The 22,863-nt window shown below is 45.7% G+C and carries 19 protein-coding genes; 7 read left to right on the plus strand and 12 right to left on the minus strand.

Going from position 1 to position 22,863, the window contains the following annotated elements; all coding sequences use genetic code 11:
* Positions 1 to 3: 3 nt before the first annotated feature.
* Entirely contained in the window at positions 4 to 1,662 is a 1,659-nt protein-coding gene (gene pstA / locus SPUTW3181_RS13925; protein ID WP_011789943.1) for a phosphate ABC transporter permease PstA, read from the minus strand.
* 59 nt (positions 1,663 to 1,721) lie between these two features.
* Positions 1,722 to 3,980: an ABC transporter permease subunit gene (locus SPUTW3181_RS13930; RefSeq protein WP_011789944.1), complete on the minus strand. Its 2,259-nt coding sequence runs from the start codon at positions 3,978 to 3,980 to the stop codon at positions 1,722 to 1,724.
* A 198-nt stretch (positions 3,981 to 4,178) separates the two neighbouring features.
* Here SPUTW3181_RS13930 and SPUTW3181_RS13935 point away from each other — a divergent pair, with 198 nt between their 5' ends.
* The 3 genes from SPUTW3181_RS13935 to SPUTW3181_RS13945 all read left to right on the plus strand — a co-directional run bounded on the left by SPUTW3181_RS13935 (position 4,179) and on the right by SPUTW3181_RS13945 (position 6,649).
* The gene (locus SPUTW3181_RS13935) at positions 4,179 to 4,679 is read left to right on the plus strand and encodes a glycine cleavage system protein R (protein ID WP_011789945.1); all 501 of its coding nucleotides are present in this window, start codon (positions 4,179 to 4,181) and stop codon (positions 4,677 to 4,679) included.
* 258 nt (positions 4,680 to 4,937) lie between these two features.
* Positions 4,938 to 5,762, plus strand: coding sequence for a DUF2797 domain-containing protein (locus tag SPUTW3181_RS13940; protein WP_011789946.1), 825 nt, complete (start codon positions 4,938 to 4,940; stop codon positions 5,760 to 5,762).
* A gap of 314 nt (positions 5,763 to 6,076) precedes the next feature.
* Positions 6,077 to 6,649 (plus strand): hypothetical protein, encoded by a 573-nt coding sequence (locus SPUTW3181_RS13945; RefSeq protein ID WP_014610257.1) that lies wholly within the window; start codon positions 6,077 to 6,079, stop codon positions 6,647 to 6,649.
* Positions 6,650 to 6,759: 110 nt separating this feature from the next.
* Here the strand turns inward: SPUTW3181_RS13945 and SPUTW3181_RS13950 are convergent, their stop codons facing one another.
* Positions 6,760 to 7,155 carry a VOC family protein gene (locus tag SPUTW3181_RS13950; RefSeq protein ID WP_011789948.1) on the minus strand — a complete coding sequence of 132 codons (396 nt, stop codon included), beginning with the start codon at positions 7,153 to 7,155 and terminating at the stop codon, positions 6,760 to 6,762.
* A gap of 715 nt (positions 7,156 to 7,870) precedes the next feature.
* On the opposite strand from SPUTW3181_RS13950, the gene SPUTW3181_RS13955 reads away from it, so the two are divergent.
* The 3 genes from SPUTW3181_RS13955 to SPUTW3181_RS13965 all read left to right on the plus strand — a co-directional run bounded on the left by SPUTW3181_RS13955 (position 7,871) and on the right by SPUTW3181_RS13965 (position 9,606).
* Positions 7,871 to 8,464 (plus strand): LysE family translocator, encoded by a 594-nt coding sequence (locus SPUTW3181_RS13955; RefSeq protein ID WP_011789949.1) that lies wholly within the window; start codon positions 7,871 to 7,873, stop codon positions 8,462 to 8,464.
* 26 nt (positions 8,465 to 8,490) lie between these two features.
* Positions 8,491 to 9,045 carry a DUF1415 domain-containing protein gene (locus SPUTW3181_RS13960; RefSeq protein ID WP_011789950.1) on the plus strand — a complete coding sequence of 185 codons (555 nt, stop codon included), beginning with the start codon at positions 8,491 to 8,493 and terminating at the stop codon, positions 9,043 to 9,045.
* A gap of 72 nt (positions 9,046 to 9,117) precedes the next feature.
* Positions 9,118 to 9,606, plus strand: a complete 489-nt coding sequence (locus tag SPUTW3181_RS13965; RefSeq protein ID WP_011789951.1) for a hypothetical protein — start codon at positions 9,118 to 9,120, stop codon at positions 9,604 to 9,606.
* A 104-nt stretch (positions 9,607 to 9,710) separates the two neighbouring features.
* Here the strand turns inward: SPUTW3181_RS13965 and SPUTW3181_RS13970 are convergent, their stop codons facing one another.
* From SPUTW3181_RS13970 to SPUTW3181_RS14010, 9 genes are all read right to left on the minus strand, one after another.
* Positions 9,711 to 11,615, minus strand: coding sequence for a methyl-accepting chemotaxis protein (locus SPUTW3181_RS13970; protein WP_011789952.1), 1,905 nt, complete (start codon positions 11,613 to 11,615; stop codon positions 9,711 to 9,713).
* A 322-nt stretch (positions 11,616 to 11,937) separates the two neighbouring features.
* The gene (locus SPUTW3181_RS13975; RefSeq protein ID WP_011789953.1) at positions 11,938 to 12,468 is read right to left on the minus strand and encodes a DUF4303 domain-containing protein; all 531 of its coding nucleotides are present in this window, start codon (positions 12,466 to 12,468) and stop codon (positions 11,938 to 11,940) included.
* 123 nt (positions 12,469 to 12,591) lie between these two features.
* Positions 12,592 to 13,065: an NTF2 fold immunity protein gene (locus tag SPUTW3181_RS13980; protein WP_011789954.1), complete on the minus strand. Its 474-nt coding sequence runs from the start codon at positions 13,063 to 13,065 to the stop codon at positions 12,592 to 12,594.
* 184 nt (positions 13,066 to 13,249) lie between these two features.
* Complete coding sequence (locus tag SPUTW3181_RS13985; RefSeq protein WP_011789955.1) at positions 13,250 to 14,536, minus strand: acetyl-CoA hydrolase/transferase family protein; 1,287 nt, start codon at positions 14,534 to 14,536, stop codon at positions 13,250 to 13,252.
* A gap of 264 nt (positions 14,537 to 14,800) precedes the next feature.
* Entirely contained in the window at positions 14,801 to 15,922 is a 1,122-nt protein-coding gene (locus SPUTW3181_RS13990) for an ABC transporter permease (protein WP_011789956.1), read from the minus strand.
* Positions 15,912 to 16,865: an ATP-binding cassette domain-containing protein gene (locus SPUTW3181_RS13995; RefSeq protein WP_011789957.1), complete on the minus strand. Its 954-nt coding sequence runs from the start codon at positions 16,863 to 16,865 to the stop codon at positions 15,912 to 15,914. Before SPUTW3181_RS13995 ends, SPUTW3181_RS13990 begins: the two co-directional genes overlap by 11 nt.
* Positions 16,862 to 17,860, minus strand: coding sequence for an HlyD family secretion protein (locus tag SPUTW3181_RS14000; protein WP_011789958.1), 999 nt, complete (start codon positions 17,858 to 17,860; stop codon positions 16,862 to 16,864). Before SPUTW3181_RS14000 ends, SPUTW3181_RS13995 begins: the two co-directional genes overlap by 4 nt.
* Positions 17,860 to 18,558 (minus strand): TetR/AcrR family transcriptional regulator, encoded by a 699-nt coding sequence (locus SPUTW3181_RS14005; protein WP_011789959.1) that lies wholly within the window; start codon positions 18,556 to 18,558, stop codon positions 17,860 to 17,862. The genes SPUTW3181_RS14000 and SPUTW3181_RS14005 overlap by 1 nt, the downstream gene beginning before the upstream one ends.
* 185 nt (positions 18,559 to 18,743) lie before the next feature.
* The gene (locus SPUTW3181_RS14010) at positions 18,744 to 19,091 is read right to left on the minus strand and encodes a hypothetical protein (protein WP_011789960.1); all 348 of its coding nucleotides are present in this window, start codon (positions 19,089 to 19,091) and stop codon (positions 18,744 to 18,746) included.
* 502 nt (positions 19,092 to 19,593) lie between these two features.
* On the opposite strand from SPUTW3181_RS14010, the gene SPUTW3181_RS14015 reads away from it, so the two are divergent.
* Complete coding sequence (locus tag SPUTW3181_RS14015) at positions 19,594 to 22,860, plus strand: winged helix-turn-helix domain-containing protein (RefSeq protein WP_041408220.1); 3,267 nt, start codon at positions 19,594 to 19,596, stop codon at positions 22,858 to 22,860.
* Positions 22,861 to 22,863 lie beyond the last annotated feature (3 nt).

Here is a 22,863-nt window from a genome sequence, read left to right on the forward strand (position 1 = left end):
TGGTTAGTGCTCAAGCGAACGATATTTTTCACGTAAATGATTACGCACACTAATGGCTGTTAAGTTAAGTGCCACTATCACAGTCACCAGCAAGAAGGAGGTCGCATACACCAGAGGACGCGCCGCTTCGACGTTAGGACTCTGGAAGCCAACATCATAAATATGGAACCCTAAGTGCATGAACTTACGTTCCAAATGCACAAACGGGAAGTTAAAGTCCAGTGGTAATGTCGGTGCTAATTTCACCACACCCACCAACATCAGCGGCGCCACTTCACCGGCAGCGCGAGCAACGGCTAAAATCAGACCCGTCATGATCGCAGGGCTTGCCATCGGGATCACAATCCGCCACAGGGTTTCGGCCTTAGTGGCACCCAGAGCCAAACTGCCTTGACGCACGGCGCTTGGGATCCGACTCAACCCTTCTTCTGTCGACACAATAACCACTGGCAGAGTCAGAATCGCCAATGTCAGCGCCGACCAAATCACCCCAGGCGAGCCAAATGTGGGCGCAGGTAAGGCTTCAGCGTAAAACAATTGGTCGATGGAACCGCCCATCATGTAGACAAAGAAACCTAAACCGAATACACCATAAACAATGGAAGGAACACCTGCTAAGTTAATCACGGCGATACGGATCATCTTAGTGATCGGCCCTTTTTTGGCATATTCATGCAGATAAATTGCCGCAACTACACCAAAAGGCGTCACAATAATTGCCATAAGCAATACCATGAATACGGTGCCAAAAATCGCCGGAAACACACCGCCTTCGGTATTGGCTTCACGGGGATCATCCTTCATAAATCGACCTAGGCCCACAAACCAATGGCGTACTTTACCCAGCAATCCCAAATGATTCACATAGGTCACATCCAAAACCGAATCAAGCTTTAACTCCACTTCAACACCACGCATATCGCGCACGATAACCGAATCGCGGGCAGCCTCATCACGTAGGGTAAAGAGTTCTTTTTCCAGCACTAAGTAATCTTTCTGGAGGGCCTCCTTCGCCGTAGCCAGTTCTGACTTACGGCTATCTGTCAGCTCACCATCTAACTCATAACGACGCTCTTTTAAACGCAGTCTTTCGATTGCGTAGTTAATTGCACCAATATCTTGCTTTTGTAGTTTGAGTGCCTTGTCCGACAGGGCTACCGCTCGGTCAATATGTTCCATCAGTGATGACTCTATAGCATCATTCACTAAATCAAGGCGCTTACCATCTTCTATTACTGCCACCGGATAACCATAAAAGTTACCGTTTTTAGTACGCTCAATCATGGCGACATCCTCAGGAACGGAGCGACTAATAATGTCAGTCGCTAATATCCAACGGAAATCTAAGCCAACAAATTCACGGTTACCGGTTTTGACTAAGTAACGGGTTACAAACTCGGCTGGAGGCTCTTTAAACACATGTCCCGCAGCAATAAGACGCTCAGATGGGACTTCTTCCCTATCGTAAATCTCACCGATTAAGGTTGAGCGAACACCCGAACTATCCTCAAGCTCCCATTGATAAATATCCGCAGGCCAGAAGTAACTTAAGCCACGCCATGCTATCAGCAGTAATAAGCCCAATACCGCAATCAAACTGATGCTCACCGCTCCGCCTGTCATCCAAATCCACGGCGAGCCTGATTTTACCCACTTACCCATTGCACAAACCTCTCAAGGTCATTGGCGAAATAGTATTTAAAGTCATTATCTTATCTCCGTTACAGCGAGCTATAGCGGTCACGTAGACGCTGTCTCACCACTTCAGCAATGGTGTTAAAGAAGAAGGTAAATACGAACAACACAAATGCCGCGAGGAAGAGCACACGATAATGGGAGCTACCAATCGCCGACTCTGGCATTTCTACTGCAATGTTCGCAGCCAAGGTACGCATACCTTCAAACACGCTCCATTCCATAATCGCGGTATTACCTGTTGCCATCAGTACAATCATGGTTTCGCCCACGGCGCGCCCTAGCCCCATCATTACCGCGGAGAAAATCCCAGGACTTGCGGTTAATAGCACGACTCGCGTTAAGGTTTGCCAAGGTGTAGCACCTAGCGCCAAACTGCCGTTTGAAAGATGGCGAGGTACAGAAAAAATGGCATCCTCAGCAATCGAGAAAATGGTTGGTATCACCGCAAAGCCCATGGCGATACCCACCACCAGCGCGTTACGTTGATCGAAGGTGATACCCAGCTCATTAGTGATAAACTGACGGGTGTTACCATCGAACAGGGCGACTTCAATCATCGGACTAATGGCAAAGGAGAACCAACCGATAAAACAAATCACGGGGATAAGCATAAGCTCTTGATATACCTCGGGCAAACGCTGTTTCCATTGGACAGGTAATCGACTCCAAGCATAGGCTGAGGTCAGGATAGATGTCGGCAATAACACCAAGAGAATTAAAATACCGGGTAAATGCTCCTCTATCAGCGGCGCCAACCAGAGTCCCGCCAAGAAACCTAAAATCACCGTTGGCAAAGCTTCCATAATTTCAATTGTTGGTTTAACTAAAGCGCGCACTTTAGGTGACATAAAGTAAGCCGTATAAATAGCGCCAGCAATGGATAATGGCACCGCAAACAACATGGCATAAAGTGCCGCTTTCATCGTGCCAAAGGCTAATGGCATTAAACTTAACTTGGCCTCAAAGTCATCGGAGCCAGAGGTGGATTGCCATACAAATTTAGGCTCAGGATAACCTTCGTACCAAACCTTGTTCCACATAGCGGTCCATGACACTTCAGGGTGGGAGTTCTCCACACTGAAGATATGTAGCTTCTTATCCGCTTCAACCACTAAGCTATTTGAGCGAGGGCTAAAACCCATCATACCGGGGTTTTTAAGATCAAATTTTTCGTCAAAGAGTTCACGATGGCTTGTGGTGTAGAGTAATGACAACTCCCCTTCTGGGCTGATTACGGCAAAACTCTTACGGTAAAATTCAGAGGCGATAGAGGCAATAGGAGGTAAGTCATTAAACTCACGGATTTCCTGATATAAGCGACCTTTAGGACCATTGACTTGAAAGTACTGAGCAACCACACCTGAGTCATAGCTGACCAAAATAGAGCTAGCGCCCGCTAACAGCGCTATCTGATTCACCTTTGACTTATCCTTCTCAGCATCAATCACTTGCATTAATTCAATATTTTCAGCATCACGGATATCGTATACAAAGACTTTGTTGCCCATTTGCAACATCAACTGACGTTGGTCTGGCGTCATCAACTGCTGAGCCACTTTTTTAGGTGCATCTTGAATAATCGACGTCGTAGTCGTCCATTCAACCTGCTCAGTCATCAGATTCTCTTGACCTTCGAGGCGGCTTAAACGCCAAATCCCAAGATGATCTTTATAGGCAAAGCTCATCTTATCTGAGCTATAAATAAAAGTAAGTTTGGTAATTGCCGCACCTGACTCGTCAATAGTGACAGGGGCTTCGCCAGCAGGGTAACGTAATTTAGGGGTGATCAAGCGCTTGTTATTTGGGTAAGTTAAACCAAACTCAATCCCCACTATCAAAGCTTGACCATTGCTTAATCCTAGTGCGAAGCGTTGTTCACTCGGTGCAGCTACCGCAGCACTTGTCACTGTCACGCCCTCTGGTAGTGACTGCGAAAAAGATGAGAGCAAACTGCCGTCAGCCACAGTGTAAAAATCCACTTGACCATCAACGGAGACACGGTACATGACCTCATTTTGTTCATCGACGCCAACCATAAGCGTCGCAGTATCGGCATGCTGATAACTCACCGTTTTTATAGGCGTCACATCCGCACTATCAAAAATGGGTTTTATCACATACAGCAAATAAAAGAAGATCAACAATAGGGCGACAAACACCATAGTGCCGCCAATAGTGACCCCAATTTGAGCCGCTTTATCCTTAAATGCCCTGCGACTTGAACGTCCACCTTTCAACATATTGTGAGACGCAGAACCAGGTTGAGTGACCTGACTTTCCATTAAGAACCTCTATTTATTAATAGCTAGCGTTTTTCGCTAGGATTTGCTGAGTGCTATGCTTACACTGTTTGAACGTAAACTGAGCAATAACAACATCCTTCATTCTAAGTGCGTTGGATTATATGACGCAAAGATGACAGTTGTGTTACACCCCGTTTTAAAAAAGGTGCCTTTTATACAAAATAGGAGTCAGTCACTATGCTACGATATTTGATCACACTACAAGCACCTGATAGAAAAGGATTAGTTGAACAAATTGCCCATGCGGTAAGCCGTCACGGTGGTAACTGGCTCGACTCAGAACTCCGCCATATTGACGGTGTCTTTGCCGCTATTTTGTTACTCGAACTCCCCTCAATGCGCATGGACGAATTAATCGAAGCCCTAGAATGCATTGATGGCCTCACCCTCACCTATGCTAAAACATCGGTATCCCTCAAGCCCATTAAACGCTTAAGCTACAGCCTTGTCGCCTACGACAGACCGGGGCTAGTACTTGATATTTCAAATAAAATTAATGCACTTGGGATCAATATCGAACAATTTAGCAGCCAATATGAAACCGCTGGCCACACGGGTATCGCCTTATTTCGCGCAACGATTAGCCTTGGATTAACCGATACAGCCCAAGAAGATCAACTTGCTGAATCTCTCTATGCCCTAGGGGATGATCTCGTGCTTGACCGATTGAGCCGTTAACATTGCACTTTATCTCAAGACTAAATAGCTAAAAGACAAAATGCCGCCGAGTAACTACGGCATTTTGTATCCGTTATCGTGGAGAGACTGCTCCAACCGGCTCTCTCAACTTACTATCAATCGACTCTCTTAATAAAAAATCCTATCTAAACTGGTTTGGATAATCTTGTATACTGCCAACCACGCAGTGACATTAAAGATAATGTGTGCACTTAACGCTTGATGAGCACCAAGATGCACACAAAAATAGGAATACCCATGTTAGGAACGCTAAAAAAGATGCGCGCACAGCTAGATGATGCGCAGCAAGTACAATACCAGCTCATTGTTGGGGATGAATTACTGCCACTCAATCCTTTAATAGGTAAATCACTCACCTTGACGCATACAGGCAATATTTATTGTTGTAATTGCGGTAAAAAGACCAAAAAGAGTTATTCGCAGGGGCATTGTTTTGTGTGTATGCAAAAACTGGCTAGCTGTGATATGTGCATTATGAAACCAGAAACCTGCCACTACGACCAAGGGACTTGCCGCGAACCCGATTGGGCGCAAAACCACTGTTTCGTGCCACATTATGTGTATCTGTCCAATACTTCAGGCGTTAAAGTCGGCATTACCCGCCATACTCAACTGCCCACTCGTTGGATAGACCAAGGTGCCACCCAAGGTTTACCGATATTTAAAGTCTCAACAAGGCAGCTTTCAGGTTTAGTTGAAGTCGAACTCGCTAAATTGGTTAATGACAAAACCCATTGGCAAGCCATGTTAAAGGGCCATGCCGACGATATCGATTTAAATGCTAAGGCTGCGGAACTGATCCCGCAAATTGAAGCCAAGCTACATGAAATCGGTATGCAAAAAGGCGACTACCGCATCGATCGCTTGCAGGAAGAGATTCAAACAATTCATTATCCGATTGATACCTTCCCCAAAAAAATCACCTCACATAATTTTGATAAGGAAGCCGTTGTCAGCGGGATTTTGCAAGGAATTAAAGGCCAATATTTACTCTTTGATACGGGGGTGATTAATATCCGTAAATTTAGTGCCTATGAAGTGAGTGTGGCGTTAACTGACTGATATAAGGTAAAATCCATGTCAAATGAGTGTGTTGAAATCCGTTATGGCTGTCAGCACACTCATTGCTAAACCGTTAGATGACAGTAGTAAAGCGTCTAGATAGCTTAAGTAGAACGTCGATATGCTGAACGACATGCTGAGAGTAGAACCTCAACAGGCTCATACCCAAAGCATTGGTGCAGTACCAGTGTTTAGCATGATTGATTACCCTCATCTTGCAATAACTCATTAGCACTCACGCCCTGCGTTCATATGGATGAAAATGGCGCTCGGCTTCCCCAAAGTAAAGAACATCTTTATATGGAATATTCTTGATGAAACAAGGACCTCAAAATTTTATCCGTCGCTGTGCATTCCAACAAAAATTACGTAGTAAACAATCAGGAATATTTTTGCTCTTGATAATCCCGCTGATAATAGCAAGCGGTCCATGGAAGGAACTGACGGCATCGCTATCGGCAGAACCCTGGGATATAGGATTTACAATTGTTGTCGTTTTAGCCGTTGTGATGGCATTTTTCTTCGTCTTCTTGATCATTTCTGAATCGATAAGACTAGGCAAAGCCGCTAAAAATGAACAAAGGAAATTAGCCGAAGCGGGGCCAGATGGCTATTACATCGATATCTATCAAGAAGGCCTCATTTTTCATGTTTACGATGCCGAATTTCATCTTTTTGAGATGAAGCAACTGTTTGTTCCTTTGGATGAGATTGCCAGTACAAAATACCTAAAAAGTAGAAGGGGTATTCCTACCTTCACGATCAACTTTTCCCACATTTCCGGCCAAGTGTCGTTCACACCTAGGGAAATAAATGTGGATGATTTTGATTTTATAAAGGAATTTCTCGAGACTCATATTTCCAATCGAGGGAATAAGTCAGCTTAAGATAGGCTGGTTAATTAAACATAGGCGCGCTGCGTTGTGTACAGCTTAAGTCACACAACGCGCGCTATTATTGGACAAGCTTGGTTTAGATGAATTTGTATGTGGATGCACTAACCTTGCGCTTCCATGTAGACAAGTTCCCAGATATGCCCATCGGGATCTTCAAACGCATGGCCGTACATAAAACCCTGATCCTTGGCTTCACGATAGGCTTTGCCGCCATGTTTTTCAGCGAGTTTAACCCGTTGGTCAACACATTCCCGACTTTCGCAGTCAAGGCAGTTGAGCACCTCAGTCGTGGAATGGGCATCGGCAATGGCCTTATCCGTAAAGCCTGAGAAAAACGGCTTAGCCAGCAACATCACAAAAATATTGTCCGCTATAACAACACAGGCTGCCTGTTCATTGCTGTATTGCTCATTGATAGCAAAACCAAGTCCTGAGTAGAAATAGCGTGATTTCTGAACGCTCTCAACAGCCAGATTAACAAAGATACTTTGTGCCATAATAATTTCCCTTTATTAAGGGCGTGTTGACGTTTCAGGGTTATTTTTGCAGCGAGTTGGCTGGCTTTTATGCAAGGCAAAGCCCGTGCAGTGTAGTTATTCTACATAAACGGGCGATAACGCAGCAGAAACGCCAGCCAAACGCAGCCCGAAGGGTTCGTCTGGCAAGCTCTTGCTCTTTGTCACTCGTCATTTGAGTAGAATAACTACACGTCACTCCTCGTTTCGCGATCACGAGCTTGCCAGAGCGAACAAAATTTAATCTCGAAACGTCAACACGCCCAAGTACTAATCGCGCCATCAGACGCTAAGTTCACAACCTTGTTAGACATATCACTGCTGCAACACTGACAATCAATATTGAAAAATCAACGATACGTCGATGTTGCTCGAGGCATAATCATCTCCTCAAATAATTGAATTAGCAATCTCTAAAACAATAAATCGTGTGCTAGAAGTACCTTATTATTTAAACGTCGATCGTCCTATTTCACCGTTTGGGTTGTGGGCAGAGATAACAGCATTTCATCGATAGTACAGAACCTTTATCGTATTTTTTGAGATCGACGCCATACGACATATAGGCGCGGCCAAATTTACCCGCTAGAATGCCTCGCCGAGTGTCTGTCAGAGCAATAGCAACAGCACTTAAATTTGAGGGAAAATGCCCTTATCACAATGCCAAAAACGACAATTACAGGTATGAGATCTATCTATGGAGTTAATACTCGCTATCGCGCTATTTGCCTTTTCATCGGGGATCACCCCGGGGCCAAATAATATTATGCTGATGACTTCAGGGGTGAATTTCGGCGTTAAACGCAGTATTCCACATCTGATGGGCATAAGCCTTGGTTTCCCGACCATGATCTTAGCCATTGGTCTAGGCTTAAGCGCGGTATTTCAAGCCTATCCTATTATCCATCAAGTGATTAAAGTCATCGGCATCGCATACCTTTTATATCTGTCTTGGTTGATTGCCAACAGCAGTAGCAAGATGGAAGGTAAAGCCATTGCAAAACCTTTTAGTTTTATTCAAGCGGCAGCCTTTCAATGGGTTAACCCTAAAGGCTGGATTATGGCGGTGGGTGCAATTGCGACCTTTACCTCAGTGCAGCAGGAATTAACTCCGCAAATCATCACGATTGCGACGGTGTTTTTATGTGTCGCGTTTCCCTGTGCTATTGTCTGGCTTGGGTTTGGGGTTGCCCTGAAGCGGATTTTGAAAAATGAGCGGCAGCAGAAGATATTTAATATCACTATGGCAGTCTTGCTTGTGGCGTCTATCATCCCTATGATCGCCCCCTAATTTTTAAGTACGAGCAAACCACCGCCATGAACGAAATTGACATGATCACTCAACAAACCGACAACTGGGTGAAAAAAGTGATCATGAAATACAATATTTGCCCCTTCGCCAGACGCGAAGTCGAGCGCGGCAGTATTCGCTATCTTGTGGTGGAACAAACTAAAGTCAAACTCGTGCTCAAGGCGCTCATCGAAGAATGCCAATATCTTGATGCGCACCCCGAAGTCGAAACTACGCTGTTTATTCTGCCCCGAGGTTTTGAGGGTTTTTATGCTTATCTTGACCTCGTCGATATAGCAAATGACGAATTATTCGATAACGACTACGAAGGCGTTTATCAACTTGCACACTTTCATCCCGACTATTGTTTCGAGGACGAACCACAGGATTCGGCGGCGAATTTTACCAACCGCGCGCCTTATCCAACCCTGCATATTATTCGCGAAGCTAGCATGGAGTTAGCTCTTGCTAACTACAATGACCCAGAAACTATCCCCGAGCGCAACATCGCCTTTTGCGAACGCAAAGGCAGCGACTTTTTCGTCAAATTGCTAGCAGAGTGCATGGGGAAATCAGCTTAATAGTACTTTGGGCAACACATTTACTGCGTAAAAATCAGTTGTACGCTTCAATGACAAAGGAATGTAACCGCGATGGACTTAATAATCCCACCAGCATTAAAACCGTTTTTAAGCACGGCGATTCCTGACTCACGCCAACTCGATATCGGTTTTGCCCTATTTGAATTTCCAAGATGTGAAGACCTAATCGATTTTCAAATGGGTTATCGCTGGCACGGTATCACCCGAGCGCGGGAACCTGCTTGGGATAACAATTGGTTAGTGTTGGCAAGCTCCCATGGCGACCCCTTAATTTATCATTTAAAGGACGGACACATTCTTTTCGCTCGCCATGGTGCAGGCCGTTGGGAGCCCAGTCTTCTTTTTACCGATTTAGCCCAAATGTCTCGCTGCTTTAATGAGTTAGCAGCACTTATTACGCAAGCTGGCGATGCCCTTTTCGATGATAACTTCGATATCCAGCCAACCTATGTTGAGCTAATTAAAACGATGATTGTTAAGCATGTAGGGCTTGAACAAGGCAAGCAGATAATCGAGACATTGGAAATTATGGCCTACTAACATCAATAGATCGTAGAAATTTAAATGATATAAATCATCATATTAAGCATATCTACGACCTTTTTATCATGGTCAGTAATGCTCACGAATAAGATCAGTCAAACCTATAAGTGAAAACGTCTTAGTAACCCTTTTAACGTAACACCAAGGCTAGCAAGATCATCGGCAGAACGCGCTGTTTCTGCCGCGCCATCAGCGGTTTGCTCGGCAATATCCCTCACTCTCACAATACTTTTATTAATATCTTCTGCCACGGCGCTTTGTTCTTCCGAGGCAGCCGCGATTTGATGTGTCATATCTTGGATACGGCTAACCGCATCGGCAATATCCACTAACATTTCACCCGCTTCGCGGGATAATGACACTGCGCCATCACTCAATGTCCGGCTTTTGGTCATCATTTGTACCGACTCCAATGTCCCCTTTTGCAAATTAACAATCATATTTTCAATTTCTTCGGTAGAGGATTGTGTTCGACTCGCAAGGCTTCGCACCTCATCGGCCACCACTGCAAATCCCCGTCCCGCCTCACCTGCTCTTGCTGCTTCAATGGCCGCATTTAGCGCGAGTAAATTGGTCTGTTGTGCAACCGATTTGATCACATCAAGGACGGAACCGATACTGTCACTTTCCGATTGTAAGCGCTCCATCGCATATGCCGTGGTCGCGATTTCCTTGGCTAACAGTTCGATTTGACTGACCGCTTCAATAACTTTTTTATTACCTATCGCAGTGGTGTGATCCGCCTCTTTAGCCGCTAGCGCGACATTTTCAGCACTGGTAGATACCTCTTGCACTGTCGCCGCCATTTCATTAATCGCGGTGGCAACTTGGTCAGTTTCACTACGCTGATTTTGCATACCCGCACTATTTTGTTCAGTGACCGCAGAAAGCACCTCAGCCGATGAAGCCAACTGCACCACGCTATCGCCTATTTGTGTCAACACTTGCTTAAGGGTGCTATTCATTTCACCCATGGCACGCAATAGTTCCCCCATCTCATCCTGACGCTCTGAGTGGATAGTGCTGCTTAAATCACCTGCGGCAATTTTTCTCGCCGTAAGGAGAGTTTGTTTAAGTGGCCCGACAATTTGTCCACTGATTAACCACGCAAGTAAGGGGCCGACAACCAAGGCGACAATTAACGCGCCAAGTACCACGGCCTTTGCTTGGGCATCAGCGTCTGCCCGTCGATGCTTTTGGATGTCAACTAATTCACGAATATTCACCATCAATGTTTGTGCTGCGCCGCCCATTGACTGGGCTAGGTTATCCATATCACGGTTAACATTGACCATAGCATCAATATCATGGTCGTAACGGTCCAATATCTGGGTGGCTTGTACGGTATCCTCCCCCTTAAGTGTGGCGATAGTCTGTGACAATCTAGCAATGGCATCTTTTGCCGTTTTTAAATTAAGATCACTAGCATCATAGACATAGCCTCGGATGTGATAACGTAACATGGTCATTTGCTGGCTAACACTTAAGGCATCTTTTAATAATTCAGTATTTTGTGTCGCTTGGGCCCTGTTGGTCATTCTATCGACCAGCTCCGCATAGGTGGCAACCAACTTGGCCCCCACTTGAGCCCCCGTGACTTTCAATTCCTGTTTATGCTTAAACACATCACTAAACTGATTTATCGATTGATGATACCGATCCATCGCCACTAGCGATTCTTGAAGATACTGCCGATCGTGGGCATCGCTAGACGCTGACAATTGTTGCTGTAAACCGCTTTTTGTATTTTCAATTAAGCTCTGGAGTTCATCCAATTTGGTTAAATCGCCATTTGCGATAAATTCTAATCGTGCAGCCTTGGCCGCAAGCAATGTTTTATCGACATTGGCAATAAACTCCAACCGACTACTGCTGATATCGATTGAGGTAAGTCCCCTGTATCCAGCCGCTGCCACAATAAATATCAGCAATAACAAGATCCCAAAACCAAGCCTTAACTTATTGGTTACCGTCATGTTTCCTAGCAGGCGGCGCAAACCTTCCATTTAAATACCCCATATCAAATTTAAAAATGAATATACAAATCCAATGCAATTGTAATGAGTTTTTCATGGCCGTTTATTGACCCAGTTAACCAATCTATAAAATACATTATATGTATAACATTTAAATTAAAGATGTATTGTGGAAGTCAGAAGTAAGAGAAAGCATTGCGGGAATGACGGCAAAAATGAAAGGGTGATGACATATCATAGTAGAACCGCCACGGATGGACGGTCATTAAGGAGAGGATGATACCAGTCACGTGAGTAACTGCATTCGATTTACAATAGACACACAGCCAAATTAAAACAATAAAGTTGAGCACTACGACAAGACTGGTGACATCACAATATCCGATACATCTTCATCATGGTCGATACTAAAGGCCATAAAACCATCGGTTTTAGGAATCGCTTGATAGACTTCAGTTTGGGTAAACTGCACTAGGCATTCGTTAAACACTGCGCGTATTTGCCGCACTATCTCCTCCCACTCACTAAAGTCATCCTCGGGTAAGCTCTGTTGAATCGTCTGCAACTCATCCTCTGAAAGCACATAACATGTACTAAAACATTGATACTCCCAGTCACCTGTATTGAATTTAAGTTCTTGGATTGCCTCAGGGCTTTGGTATGACTCAGCCCATTCCCCAGACTGGTAATAGGTCAATCGCTGCTGAAAATCTGCCTCGGTATTAAAACAAAGATTTAATTCTGCATATTCCGCATGGGTGTCAAAAGCAAAGGCATAAAAGGTTTTATCTGGATGAGCTAATAAAAATTGCTCAACCTCAACCGTTGTAAACCGCAATATCTCGGCTTTGATTCGAGCAATAAGAGCATTATCTAATGGCATAAAGATGTTCCATTTACACAATATTTTTTGTGTCTCAGTGCGTCACTTAAATTAAACCGACGTTACTAAACTCAATGCTTTTAGTCATTTTTTACTGACGTCAAGCATTGAGAACAAGCTGAATTAAAGGATTTGTACGCTCCATTTCTCATTGCCATAGCGACGATTTTTATAGCTATCGATACGCCATTCATCGGCTTTTTTGAGAGCAATAAACAAATACTCATCTTCGAACTTAGTGTTGGTTTTAATATAGATTTCGGCTCTGCTTTTATTTTTTAAAGTAATTTGCACTTCAAGAGGATGATCGCAACCATTAAATTTTGAAGGAAACCCGAAGGAATTACGCACTTTTCCGCCGTAAATACGGGGCTTATCGGTGCAAAAATCGTCAAATAATGGCGCTATTTGCTCACTCAGTAAAGTAAACCAATCGGTTTGCTTCGCATAATGGAATTCAGCCACTGGCAATTCCTGCCGTAGCTTATCTTCTTCGGCAGTTCTTTCGGTATAGAGGGTATTTTCGATACTGTTCCAGCGCGTACAAAAAGATAACACCCTCTCTGTTAAATATGCTTTTAATTCAATCTCATCCATTTAAATTATTGACTCCTTTCTTTATAAATCTGTCGGTCAAACCCGCCAAGAGTTTATACCATATCGGGACAGATAAATGACTCTTTACCGCTATTAAACGACGTATTAAAACCAACCCTTTACGCTCAGCGAGCTTGCTCCACTGCAAACTCGATAGCAAGCCATAACACCATAATTTACAATGCTATAGATTTAATCCCCACACATCAAAGGCATCACGACTTAGTTGTTCCCTAAAATCTGGGTGAGCGATGGCGATCAGCGCTTGTGCCCGTTCGCGTAGGCTGCGGCCGCGCAAATTCGCCACGCCGTATTCGGTCACTATGTAATGCACATGGGCTCGAGTGGTAACAACCCCTGCGCCGGGTGATAACACGCTGGCAATGCGAGAAAGCGTCCCACCTGCGGCAGTGCTTGGCAGGGCAATAACGGAGCGTCCACCTTCGGATAACCCCGCACCACGGATAAAATCCATCTGCCCGCCCACGCCCGAATAAATTTTAGTGCCAATGGAGTCAGCGCACACTTGCCCTGAAAGATCGACCTGCAACGCCGAGTTAATCGCCATCACATTGGGGTTTTTACGGATAATTGCGGTGTCATTCACTTGCTGAATATCCATAAAAATCACCGCTGGATTATCATCAACATAATCATATAGTTTTTGGCTACCAAGGGCAAAACCTGTGACCAATTTTCCGGGATAAAAGCACTTTTTACTATTGTTAATCACGCCTTTTTCAACCAGTTGCAAAATGCCATCAGAAAATAGCTCAGTGTGAACGCCTAAGTCCTTGTGCCCTGTCAAACAAGACAACACCGCATCGGGAATAGCGCCTATGCCCATCTGCAAACAGGCACCATCTTGCACCAATTGCGCGACGTGTTTCCCGATGGCCAAACTCACTGCATCACCAGTCGAGAAAGAATGAATCGGCAGGGCCGCACTCTGTTCATACACAGCAGCAAAACGGTCTATATGGATAAAGCCATCACCGTGGGTGCGCGGCATTTGTGGATTAATATGGGCGATAATTTTACCCGCCACTTGGCAAGCCGCAAGCGTGGCTTCAACTGAAATCCCTAAGGAGCACATACCGTGTTTATCGGGCGGCGACACTTGGATAATCGCGGTATCGATTTTTTGCTCGCCGCTACGAAAGAGTTTGGGCACTTCCGAGAGGAAAATCGGCACATAATCCGCATCGCCACTTTGTAATAATGCCCGAGTGGGCACACCGCCGAAAAAACAACGATGCCGTAAATGTCCTTTTAAACTAGGGTGGCTTAAGGATTCTGCGCCTTCGGTATGCAATTGTAATAGCGTGAGATTATCTTTAGTCAGTGCGTGCTGCGCCAACGCATCTAATAAAATTCTTGGCGTTGCCCCCATGGAATGGGTCCACAGGTATTCACCGCTTTGAATTAATGAAACCGCATCGAGCGCGCTATGACAAATAATGGGAGGCATAATGAATTTCCTTCGCTAAGCATAATGGCGGTTCCCAATCCTAGCTCCCCCACCCGATATCAAACCTAGACGCGCATAAATCCAGTTAAAACGCGAAACGTCTGTTTATTGAGAAGACTAACTGCGGTGGTGGTAAATAAATGAGGAACACATATTGCATCGCAGTGTAAGGTAAATCTTAATTAAGTAACATCTATTTCAAGGGCTTAACAGGACTGTTTATCGATAATTTGCGCTATATCATAACTCTAACAATTGCACGATCTAATCCAAGCGTTTCGAGAATCGCAAACTCGCAATAAGCAACCCAATACAGGTAAAACCTATCATCCACAGGGCATCAAATTGCAGATCCATCACTTGGGCATCCCGCAGCACTATCGCCCGAGACATACGCATAAAGTGCGTTGCGGGTAAGGCTTCGGCAATCCACTGCGCGGCGATGGGCATAGCATCAAAGGGAAACATAAAGCCAGATAGCAGAATAGAAGGTAACAACACGAATACCGTCATCTGCATCGACTGCAGTTGGGTTTTCGCCATCGTCGAGATCACTAAACCTAAGGTTAAACTGGCACAAATAAACAACATGGCGGCAAGGGCAATGGAATCGAGCCCACCGCGAATAGGTACGTCAAATAGCAGATGCCCAGCACTCAAAATAATCGTCACTTGCACAAAACCCACCAACACATAGGGCACAATTTTACCGAGCATCAACTCCAGTGGCCTAACCGGTGTGGTGATCAAAAATTCCATATTGCCCTGCTCGCGCTCGCGCACTATGGCGGCGGAAGTAAACATCACCATGGTCATAGTCAAAATCACCCCCAACAGGCCGGGCACTATGTTGACCACAGAGCGCTGTTCAGGGTTGAAATATTGCACTACTTCAAAACTCGGCGTAGCAGTTTTTAGCGCCCGACCTGCAATTTCATCCAGCGGCATTTGCCTTAAGCTGCGAATGGTTGAGGCGACTACGGTATCCGAGCCATCCACCAGCCATTGACCGACGGGTTGCGCTAAATATTGCTGGTCAGCAAAGCTAGGATGACGCACTAAACGCTCATCGAGATCGGCGGGTAAATACAGTACAGCTTTAACTTCACCGCGAGTGATCGCCGCCTCGGCCTCGGCCGCGCTTAGATAACGCTGTTTAAAATCCACCACTTGCGTTGCTTCAACCGCCTGTATCAGTGTGCGACTATAGGCCGAATCGCTTAAATTCACCAGACCCGCGGGCAAGTGGCGCGCATCGGTATTGATGGCATAACCAAACAGCATCAGTTGCACTAAAGGAATCATCACTATCATGCCAAAGGTCATGCGATCCCGAGACAATTGCCGCAGCTCTTTAACCACAATTGCAAAAATTCTACGCCACATGGCTAGCCTCCTTGGCGTGAGCGGCCAAGCGCTCGCCCGTGCAAGTCACAAACACATCCTCTAGGCTGGCACGCACTTCTTCCATCGCTCTATTTGCGATTTTTGGTTTAAGCCAAGCTAACGGATCGGCTATATCGCTTCGCACTAATACCCGTAAACGACTACCAATTTGCGCCGCCGACAACACGGCAGACTCACTCATCAGCGATTGTTTTAATGTGCGTAAATCATCACCCGAAACTTCGAGTACCCGTGCGCCCATGGCCGCCATCAATTGCTGCGGTGAACCATCGGCGCGCTTTATCCCCCGCTCCAAAATCGCTAAACCGTGGCAACGCTCGGCCTCATCCATATAGTGAGTCGACACCAGTATCGTGGTGCCTTGGGCGCAGAGATCGAACAACCGCTCCCAAAACTCGCGGCGATTTTCAGGATCAACAGCCGAGGTGGGTTCATCGAGAAACAACAATTCTGGGTGATGTAAAGTCGCGGCCGCGAGGGCTAATCTCTGCCTCTGACCGCCACTCATGGAGCCCGCCATTTGTTTCTCGCGGCCGACTAAATCGTAAAGCGTCAATAACTCCGCTAAGCGCTGCTGGGACTGACGGCGGGTAAGCCCATAAATTTGCGCGACAAACTCAAGGTTTTCCCGCACTGAAAGATTATCGTATAGGGAGAATTTCTGCGTCATATAGCCAATGCGGCGACGTAATTTTTCCTCGGCGCCGGGTAAGGTTTCACCCAAGACACGAATATTCCCGGACGTTGGGCTCAGTAGCCCAGTCAACATACGGATCGAGGTGGATTTTCCACAGCCATTGGGGCCGAGAAATCCGTAAATTGTCCCCTTGGGAATGGCTAAATCAAGGTTTTCTACCGCATTAATACCACCAAAGGCGCGGGTCATCCCTTGGGTCTGAATAACAAAATCGGTTTGGCTCATGGCTGCTGCACTCTTTGCAGCACATCGAGTTGCAACACATCGAGTTCAACTTCTAATGCCATGCCTGTAGGTAGATCCTGACCCGCGCTGGAAATTGTGATATCCGTTAGATACATCAGCCGTGCACGATCGCGTTCATTGAGCGCATAAAACGGCGTGTAAGCGGGTTGACTGCGAATATTGCGCACTGTACCCGCAATCGGTGCCTCACGACCGTCCACCAGGATATTCACGCTATCGCCCGCCTTCACTCTGTCTAACCAAGTCGCAGGTAAATATACCCGCACATAGGGATTATCGCTCGCCAGTAAACCAATCAACTGAGTGCCTGCGGCGATACGATCGCCCTCGCGCCAAGGCAACGTATCGACAACGGCATCACGCGCCGCCACTAAGCTCAAGTCTGCTAAAGCTTTTTGCTCAACTGCGACACTGGCACTGGCCGCAGCAACTGCTGCTTTGGCCTGCGCGAGTTGCTCACTACGAGTGCCATTTTCTAACAAACGTAGACTCTGCTGCGCCTCAGCCTGTTTCGCTAAACTGGTATCCCGCGCCGCTCGGGCCGTATCTAAATCCGCTTGGCTAAGCACTTTTGTGGCAAATAAACGATTTGTTCGCTCAAAGGCTCGCTGAGCCTCTTTCACAGTGGCATTCGCGCCATCGAGTACGGCTTTAGCCCTATCAATATCCTCTAAACGCGCACCAGTGACAGCCTCGGAAAGCTTAGCTTTTGCCTGATCAAGCTCAGCTTGGCGCAGGGCTAGGCGCGCATTAGCTGAGGTTGCATCGAGCTGAATTAACACTTCACCCGCTTTAACCCTTTGACCTTCAACCACATTTATTTGAGTAATCAGTTCCCCGACGGGAGCGGTGAGCGTTAGCCTGTCCCGTTCAACAGTGCCCAGCACCCTTGGTGATTCTTCAGTACAAGCCACCAAAAGCAAAAGTGCACAACTCATGCCCACACGCATAATAAAGCTAAGATTGGCACTCATCACACATTCCTCGGTTCGCGCAGCACACCCTGAGTAAAAACCTGCATATTATGCGATGCTAAGCGCTGTAAATCATCGGCATCGACACTAAAACCAAACTGTCGCATCAACACAGGTGGTGCAATAAGTGGAAACACCATCAGACTCACAAAACTTAAACGGACTAAATCAGGATCAATCCCCTCTTTTAAGTATCCCGCATTGACTAATGTGGATTCGAGCCATTGCCGAGAAAGGGATAAAATATGATCAAACACAGACAACATAATATGGTAGGGCTCCGTACCATCCCCCTCTTGCAATACCCGCATAATTAACCTTGGTAGTCCAGGATTTGGCGCCATAACACGATAATAGGTTTGCATAAGTTCACTCATATTATTAGGCGCTTGAGCTGCAGATATTTCGCGTAAACGCGCTAATACTGGCTCAAGGGTTTCACGCACCATTTGTTCGAACAATCCTGCTTTTGAGCCAAAATAGTAACGGATAAGCGCAGCATCGACGCCAGCTTCGCGAGCAATTTCACGGGTCGATACCGTTGGATAACTGCGGTGACTAAAAAGGCTTAAGGCAGCGATAATTAAGCGTTGGCGAGCGTCAGAACTCCCCTTTGGTCGACTGGGAATAAACGGCTGTGATGTGGGTTGGACGGTAAAAGGGACCAGCCCCTTTGGACGACCGGGGACGAGCGACATGGCAAGCTCCAACAAAATTCATCTACTGATGAATATACTGAAAAGCCGCGTGAAAAGGCAGCAGTTAAATTCCTCATTTTCATTGATATTGAGGAATTTAACCCTAGGACTGCATGGTTAAAATTTAGATACCGCTCAATCGAAAAATTAAGCGGCCTTCTATTAAAGATTTATACAGTAAAAGCTTATGCGCCTTTCACTATCGCACTCAAACGGGTAATGAATTGCTGTACGGCTTCAACCGAGTCAAAACTAAAGGCAAGACCATAATGGGTTTCAGTCAGGCTCTTATGCAAACGCTTAGGGAAACGCGTCATCTCCCCATTATGAAAGTAATCGTATTTGGCATGCACTCCAGCAAGAGTAGCGAGTTCCCCCGAAAACACCTCAAATGCGGGGCGAATAATCAGATTCGGCGATTTGCCATCTAAATGTAGATAGAAAGCTTCTTTCGTCTCAGGCAGCATATATTCGGTAATATTTTTAATGGTGAAATTTGTGCGGCAGTGCAATCTATTTAACGTGCTCACCATCTCATTGTGTTCTATAGCCAAGCGAATTCTCCATTGTCGTATCCATAAACATGGCCTTGCTTAACAGTGCAAATAAACACTCGTCTTAGCCACTTTGGTTATTCCTAAGAGCCTAATCGGTTTGGTCTTTAAATGCACGAGAAGGATCCAAAGCCAATATCTTTATCCTAAACCAATCTTTCGCGCACATGCCCAAGGGATGAATTATTTCACTCTTTTACGATGATGGCTTTGTCACTTAACGTGCCACATGCTGAAAATACAAACAACAAACACTTTAGCAACAAGACGTGCGATGATACCGTCATGTAGCCGTTATAAACTTTGCAGAATTATCAAGGTACAATCCTTTTAAACACCTTTTATTATCGGCATAATGTCAAGGTTTTGACGTCGTCAATCTTACTGGTTACACAGCCTTTTTATAACAATTTTATCTAAAAATAATAAAAGCAACTTAAGATAATACGTATCCATAGTTGCTCAATAAATGGAAACCCCTATGAGTGACAGCACATTTTTCTTTGGTGAATGGCAAGTTAATCCCAGCGCCAACAGTCTGCTCCTCGGCAAACAAGTCAAACAACTTGAGCCTAAGGCCATGGATGTGCTGCTATTTCTGTGTCAACGGGCAAACGAAGTCGTAAGCAGTGATGAAATTGTCAGTCATTGCTGGCAAGGGATAGATACGGGTGATAATCCACTACACAAGATTATCAACCAGCTACGCCGCGCATTAGGCGATAGTGCCACCGAGTCCACTTATATTGAAACCATTCGCAAACGTGGTTATCGCACCTTAGCCGAAGTGCGTTTTCCCGTGGGGCACGAAGCCACCGCCAGCCCACAAACTTGGCAAGGCGGCTCACCTTTTCCCGGGTTACAAGCCTATAGCGCCAACTATGCCGAGGTGTTTTTTGGCCGTAGCGAACAAATCACCACCTTACTTAACCGCATTAGCCAGCAAATCCATTTTGGCCGTGCCTTCTGTCTGATTTTAGGCCCCAGTGGCAGCGGTAAATCTTCCTTAATTAATGCGGGGGTATTGCCAAATTTAATGAAGGCAAATGGCTTTAATGGGGTCGGCGTCCCCTCCTTTAGCAGCCTCGACTTTGCCGATGTTGCCAAAGGGCAACTGCTCACCGATCTGGCCAGTGCCATGCTCGATTGGGAAGTCAACGACACTCCAGTCTTCGAGGGGATGAGCGCCGATACGTTGGCAATCAAGCTTACTGAAGATATCCAAGATATTATCGTGCAGTGCAAACAAGCACTTAAAAATCAGCCCTATGCAACGCCGCGTTTCGCCTTGTTTATCGACCGATTAGAAGTGTTGCTCTCATCACCGTTATTTAGCGTTAGCGAGCGCACGACTTTTATCGAACTGCTAGAGCATCTTGCCACCTCAAATGCAGTGTTAATTCTCAGTGCCTGTCGCAACGATTTTTATCCTTTATTAGTCAATTACCCAAGCCTAATGGCCGGTAAAGCCCGGGGCGCCCATTTTGACCTAGCGCCGCCAACACGCACTGAGCTATTACAAATGATCCGTCTGCCCGCAGTGGCTGCCAACTTAAGCTGGGAAGTTGACAGCGACACCGCGATGCCGCTCGACGAAATGCTCTGCAGCGATGCCGCCAGTAACCCAGATGCGTTGCCGATGTTGCAATACACTCTGCAAGCCTTGTATTTGCAACGCAGCGCCGACGATAAGTTATTAGTCTCTGTTTATCATGCACTTGGCGGTATTGAAGGGGCGATTGGCAAAAATGCCGAGCAGGCGATTTCACACTTAAGTGATGCCGAAAAAGCCAGTCTGCCGCGGATTTTATCCCTGCTAGTGACCCTGCGCGAAGATGAAAAGTCCATCACCAGCCGCACCGCTCGCTGGTCACAACTACAAAGCACGGCCGAAACCGCCCTAGTGCAAGCCATGGTCGATAGCCGCTTATTCGTGTCGCATCTGCAAAATGGTGAGCCCTGTTTTAGCATCGCCCACGAAGCACTTTTACGCCGTTGGCCGCGGGCAACCGCTTGGATTAGTGAGCATAACGACAGCTTAAGCATTAAGAGTCGCCTACAGCATTTATCTAAGCGTTGGCTCAGTGAAGCTAAACACAGCGCTTATCTGCTCGCCGACGGCAAGCCGTTGAAAGAGGCCCAAAGCCTCAGCCAAAATCCGTTATTCGATTTAGACGATCCCGAAACCGCCTTTATCGCAGCCTCCAGCAAACGCGCCAATATGCTGCGCTGGACTAGGCGCCTAACCGTCGCCCTGCTGTGCGTCCTCACCTTAACCTCCGTCATTATGAGCGTGCGCAGCATAGAAGCCGAAAAACTTGCCCTGCAAAAACGCCTCGCCGCCGAAGATTTGCTCGGCTTTATGGTGGGTGACTTCGCCGACAAGATGCGCGGCATCGGCCGTATGGATTTACTCGATGGTATCAGCAATAAAGCACTGGAATATTTCAGTGATTTTTCCCATCAAGATGATGATGCACATTTAAGTTTTGATGCCCGTTTTCAACATGGTCAAACCCTAGAGGCGATGGGCGAAGTGGCCTATTCGCGCAATAAAATCGATGAAGCCCGTAGCGCCCTGCTCGCCGCGCAGGAGAAAATGCTGCCGCTATTGAATTTGCAACCAAACAACCTAGCCCTACTGAAAACCCTAGGCGCCAATGCATTTTGGCTCGGACAACTTAAATATGATGTTAGCGACTGGGCTGCATCGCGCCCTTTTTTCGAGCAATACTTAGCCTATAGCCAAACTATGTACGCCCTTGCACCCGAAGATAAAGATGCGCTCATGGAACTTTCTTACGCCCATAACACTTTGGGCTCAGTTTCGATGAAGCAACAGGAATTTGCCAAAGCACAACAAGATTTTGAAGAGTCGCTAAGGCTTAAATTGCTCGCCTTGGCAAAAGCGCCTCAAGATAGCCAGCTGATTGCGGATATTGCGAATGCACGATCTTGGTTAGCGAGTGCGGCAGTGTCTCTTGGGGATTTAAACTCTGCAATTACAATTAACTTACAACTGCAATCGGAATTAGAAGCCCAACGTAAGTTAAAAGATGCAGACGGATATTTACTTGACAGGCTATCTATTGGATATCAGAGACTTTCATTTTTATATGAATATCAAGGACAACTAAGCCTAGCTTTCGATAATGCATTACAAGGCGAACGAGTTATACAACAAGCTTTAAATTTAGATAACCAAAATACTTCATGGAAAGTAAAACTATACTATCTAAAACTCCAACTAATGTTACTTAATGCAAATATTCAAGATAAACGAGTTCTATACACACCTGAAACATTAGATGTAGAACTAGCTAGCGAAAGTGAAAGCTTTATAAAGAGTAAACGTTACCAACAACTTAAGGCCACCCACCTTAAAAACTCAGCTTATTACTACCAAATACTTGAACAACCTAAAAAGGCACTAGTATATTTAGATAAAGCATTTTTGTTACTCAAAGACTTAATTAAAGATGCTCCAAATGATTATAAACACTATGCTAGCCTAGCTGAAACTGAACTATTAATAGCTAAACAATCAAAAAATATAAACGACCTTAACTCAATGAAAAAATATTGTCTAAGCGCAAAGAGAAGACTAGAGTCCATTCAAAAAAAAGATAAAGACCCTCAATACTTATACCCTTATGCAAAAGCCTTAGATTGTTTAGGAGAGTTAGAGACTTCCCCTACATTACTTAAGCAACTTAAAGCAGCATCAATTAAAGATATTAAATTTTAACAA

The organism is Shewanella sp. W3-18-1 (genome assembly GCF_000015185.1).
In the GTDB taxonomy this organism is placed as follows: Bacteria; Pseudomonadota; Gammaproteobacteria; order Enterobacterales; family Shewanellaceae; genus Shewanella; species Shewanella putrefaciens.

What these genes read in the sequence shown, in the direction of transcription:
- pstA (WP_011789943.1), bottom strand. Translation starts at nt 1,662, where the DNA reads ATGGGTAAGTGGGTAAAATCAGGCTCGCCGTGGATTTGGATGACAGGC.
- SPUTW3181_RS13930 (WP_011789944.1), bottom strand. Translation starts at nt 3,980, where the DNA reads ATGGAAAGTCAGGTCACTCAACCTGGTTCTGCGTCTCACAATATGTTG.
- SPUTW3181_RS13935 (WP_011789945.1), top strand. Translation starts at nt 4,179, where the DNA reads ATGCTACGATATTTGATCACACTACAAGCACCTGATAGAAAAGGATTA.
- SPUTW3181_RS13940 (WP_011789946.1), top strand. Translation starts at nt 4,938, where the DNA reads ATGTTAGGAACGCTAAAAAAGATGCGCGCACAGCTAGATGATGCGCAG.
- SPUTW3181_RS13945 (WP_014610257.1), top strand. Translation starts at nt 6,077, where the DNA reads ATGAAACAAGGACCTCAAAATTTTATCCGTCGCTGTGCATTCCAACAA.
- SPUTW3181_RS13950 (WP_011789948.1), bottom strand. Translation starts at nt 7,155, where the DNA reads ATGGCACAAAGTATCTTTGTTAATCTGGCTGTTGAGAGCGTTCAGAAA.
- SPUTW3181_RS13955 (WP_011789949.1), top strand. Translation starts at nt 7,871, where the DNA reads ATGGAGTTAATACTCGCTATCGCGCTATTTGCCTTTTCATCGGGGATC.
- SPUTW3181_RS13960 (WP_011789950.1), top strand. Translation starts at nt 8,491, where the DNA reads ATGAACGAAATTGACATGATCACTCAACAAACCGACAACTGGGTGAAA.
- SPUTW3181_RS13965 (WP_011789951.1), top strand. Translation starts at nt 9,118, where the DNA reads ATGGACTTAATAATCCCACCAGCATTAAAACCGTTTTTAAGCACGGCG.
- SPUTW3181_RS13970 (WP_011789952.1), bottom strand. Translation starts at nt 11,615, where the DNA reads ATGGAAGGTTTGCGCCGCCTGCTAGGAAACATGACGGTAACCAATAAG.
- SPUTW3181_RS13975 (WP_011789953.1), bottom strand. Translation starts at nt 12,468, where the DNA reads ATGCCATTAGATAATGCTCTTATTGCTCGAATCAAAGCCGAGATATTG.
- SPUTW3181_RS13980 (WP_011789954.1), bottom strand. Translation starts at nt 13,065, where the DNA reads ATGGATGAGATTGAATTAAAAGCATATTTAACAGAGAGGGTGTTATCT.
- SPUTW3181_RS13985 (WP_011789955.1), bottom strand. Translation starts at nt 14,536, where the DNA reads ATGCCTCCCATTATTTGTCATAGCGCGCTCGATGCGGTTTCATTAATT.
- SPUTW3181_RS13990 (WP_011789956.1), bottom strand. Translation starts at nt 15,922, where the DNA reads ATGTGGCGTAGAATTTTTGCAATTGTGGTTAAAGAGCTGCGGCAATTG.
- SPUTW3181_RS13995 (WP_011789957.1), bottom strand. Translation starts at nt 16,865, where the DNA reads ATGAGCCAAACCGATTTTGTTATTCAGACCCAAGGGATGACCCGCGCC.
- SPUTW3181_RS14000 (WP_011789958.1), bottom strand. Translation starts at nt 17,860, where the DNA reads ATGAGTGCCAATCTTAGCTTTATTATGCGTGTGGGCATGAGTTGTGCA.
- SPUTW3181_RS14005 (WP_011789959.1), bottom strand. Translation starts at nt 18,558, where the DNA reads ATGTCGCTCGTCCCCGGTCGTCCAAAGGGGCTGGTCCCTTTTACCGTC.
- SPUTW3181_RS14010 (WP_011789960.1), bottom strand. Translation starts at nt 19,091, where the DNA reads ATGGTGAGCACGTTAAATAGATTGCACTGCCGCACAAATTTCACCATT.
- SPUTW3181_RS14015 (WP_041408220.1), top strand. Translation starts at nt 19,594, where the DNA reads ATGAGTGACAGCACATTTTTCTTTGGTGAATGGCAAGTTAATCCCAGC.